The 3,293-nt window shown below is 43.2% G+C and carries 2 protein-coding genes; both read left to right on the plus strand.

Going from position 1 to position 3,293, the window contains the following annotated elements; translation table 11 throughout:
- On the plus strand, window positions 1-1,329 hold a 1,329-nt coding region (locus tag AC1DPQ_RS22130), incomplete at its 5' end, for a glycoside hydrolase family 31 protein (protein WP_477610891.1).
- 415 nt (window positions 1,330-1,744) lie between these two features.
- Window positions 1,745-3,293: glycoside hydrolase family 3 protein (locus tag AC1DPQ_RS22135; protein ID WP_477610892.1), on the plus strand; the 1,549-nt coding region annotated here is incomplete at its 3' end.

The raw sequence follows: 3,293 nt of genomic DNA on the forward strand, positions 1-3,293 counted from the left end.
GTGCAGGATAGTGTACGCGATTGGATAGGCCCGGGTTATGTAGGATCTTTCTACGATGCCTACAGCCCCGATGCGCAAAAACTTTTTTGGAAACAGATGAAAGAAAACCTTTACGTAAAGGGATTCGATGCCTGGTGGATGGATGCTTCTGAGCCCAACATTCGTGATTGTACCGACATGGACTACCGCAAGAAACTGTGCGGGCCTACCGCGCTGGGTTCTTCTACAAAATACTTTAATGCATATGCACTGATGAACGCCAACGCTATTTATAACGGGCAGCGTGAAGCGGATAATAACAAACGGGTATTTCTGTTAACGCGATCTGGTTTTGCGGGTTTACAAAGGTATTCTACCGCTACCTGGAGTGGCGATATCGCCTCAAGATGGGAAGACCTAAAAGCACAGATTCCTGCCGGGCTTAATTTTGCAATGTCGGGTATTCCGTTCTGGACAATGGATATTGGCGGCTTCTGTGTGGAGAAACGTTATGGAGATGGCCAGCTTATTTTTGACGAGACTGGCAATGAGAATGCTGACCTGAAAGAATGGCGTGAGTTAAATTTGCGTTGGTTCCAGTTTGGGGCATTTTGCCCACTGTTCCGCAGTCATGGCCAGTTTCCTTACCGCGAAATCTATAACCTTGCTCCAGAAGGCCATCCGGTTTACAAAAGTCTGGTTTATTACGATGAATTACGCTACCGCTTAATGCCTTACATCTATTCGTTGGCAGGAATGGCGTATCATAAGGATTATACCCTGATGAGATCGCTCGCAATGGATTATACTGCCGATAAACAAACTTATGGCGTGAGTGATCAGTTCCTTTTGGGTTCAGGCTTGATGGTTTGTCCTGTTTATAGTTACAAAGCACGTAGCCGCGAAGTTTATTTTCCGGCAGGAAACAAATGGTATGATTTCTATACAGGAAAGCAGATTGAAGGCGGCCAAAAGTTGAATATAGAAGCACCACTTGAGCGTATTCCTCTTTTTGTTCCTGCAGGTACTATTTTGCCTGTTGGTGATGTGATGCAATATACTTCAGAAAAGAAAGCTGATGATATAGAGATCAGGGTTTACAAAGGTAAAGATGGAAAGTTCAGTTTATACGAAGACGAAGGAAACAACTATAATTACGAAAAGGGTGCATTTTCAACGATCAATTTTGAGTACAACCATGCCGATGGTACGCTAACAATCGGCAATCGTGAGGGTACTTACGAAGGGATGTTAACCAAAAGAATTTTTAGAGTGATTGCCATTGGTAATACAGCTGAAGAGGCTAAAGTTGTTCAATACAATGGTGCTAAAACAGTGGTGAAACTCTGAAGACTTGATTAATAAGCAAATGCGTTGCCATAATTTTGTTTTTTTGTTTAAATCCATGTTCAAACCTAGCAGATTAGCAGCATTGGCACCTCATTTTGAGCTAAATTGAGCTAAAATGGGCCGTCATAATCGTGGCAGGCAGTGCAAGTGCTTGGCCGCTTGTGGCGCACTGCTTAAGGGCAGCATAACCGTAAGCGGTGGCGCTATTCTGCGAATACAAGCTCTGGCTTTACCTTTTAGGTAAAGAAAAGGTAACCCCGGGGTAAGCTTGGGGTTAACCTGGTAGCAACAAAGGGTAAAGAACAGGTAAAGCAGGGGTAATCAAAAACAGCCCTTTTGCTGGCTTTCCAGGTAGGCAACCAGTAAATCTTTCAGGCAAAAACGATAAAAACTAAACACAAAAGAATATAATTTAATGAAATCGATATTTTTAACTATAGTAGCAACAGGAGCCTGGTTAATGGTTAACGCGCAACAAAAGCTGCCAGTTTACCTTGATATAAATAAACCCATAGAAGAGCGGGTTGAAAATGCACTTTCAGCAATGACCACCGAAGAAAAAGTGTCGCTTTGTTATGCCCAGTCTAAGTTTAGTTCAAAAGGCGTACCCCGCTTAGGAATTCCTGAAGTTTGGACGGATGATGGCCCCCACGGTATCCGTGAGGAAGTTTTATGGGATGAATGGGGCGGGGCCAACTGGACAAATGATTCTTGTACGGCCTTTCCTGCGCTTACCTGTCTGTCGGCTTCCTTTAATCCTAAATTATCGCTGCTTTATGGCAAGTCAATAGGAGAAGAGGCGCGTTACCGCAATAAAACCGTTTTGTTAGGCCCTGGGGTAAACATTTACCGTACACCATTAAACGGGCGTAATTTTGAATATCTGGGTGAAGATCCTTATCTCAGTTCACGTATGGTGGTGCCTTATATACAGGGTGTTCAATCCATTGGCGTAGCAGCATGTGTAAAACATTTTGCACTGAATAACCAGGAAGAATGGCGCGGGCATATCAATGTTGATCTGAGCGACCGTGCATTATATGAAATTTATTTACCTGCTTTTAAGGCCGCAGTGCAAGAAGGGAAAGCCTGGTCTATTATGGGTTCTTACAATCAGTTTAGAGGCGAGCATTGCTGCCACAATGATCTGCTTTTGAATAAAATCTTAAAAAAAGACTGGAAATTTGATGGTGTGGTGATTAGCGACTGGGGAGGTGTTCATAGCACCGATCAGGCGGTTAACAACGGGCTGGATCTCGAAATGGGTACCTACACCGATGGTTTAACAACTAAGGGAAAGTTTCCTTACTCGGATTACTATCTGGCCAATCCGTTCCTTAAAGGCATAAAAGAGGGGAAATATGATATCGCTTTGCTTAATGATAAAGCCCGCCGGATATTACGTTTGATTTTCCGTACCACCATGAGCGCCAACAGGCCCTTTGGCCGTTTCGTTTCTCCCGAACACAGTGAAGCAGCCCGTAAAATAGCTCAGGAAGGCATTGTGCTTTTAAAGAATGATAAACAGTTTTTTCCTGTTACAAACGGTAAATTCAAAAAGATTGCTGTTATAGGTGAAAATGCCGATCGCAGTCTGGTAATCGGCGGTGGATCATCATCACTGAAGGTGGCTTATGAAAAATCGCCATTGGATGGGTTGATTGCTAAATATGGGAAAGACCATATAACATACAGTCTTGGATATGCTTCGGGGCCATCAATGTACGGACGTGAAGAACCATCCAAGCTAAATGCTGATTCTTTGATGGATGCGGCAATCGAAGTTGCTAAACATGCCGACATTGTATTCTTTATCGGAGGACTGAATAAAAACCACTTTCAGGATTGTGAAGGTGGTGACCGTAAATCGTTAAGTCTTCCTTTCGGCCAGGATAAACTGATTGATGCTTTATTGAAAGTAAATAAAAACATGGCTGTGGTACTGCTTAGTGGTAATGCAGTAT

The sequence above is a fragment of the Pedobacter sp. 01T416_2 genome (assembly GCF_056398925.1).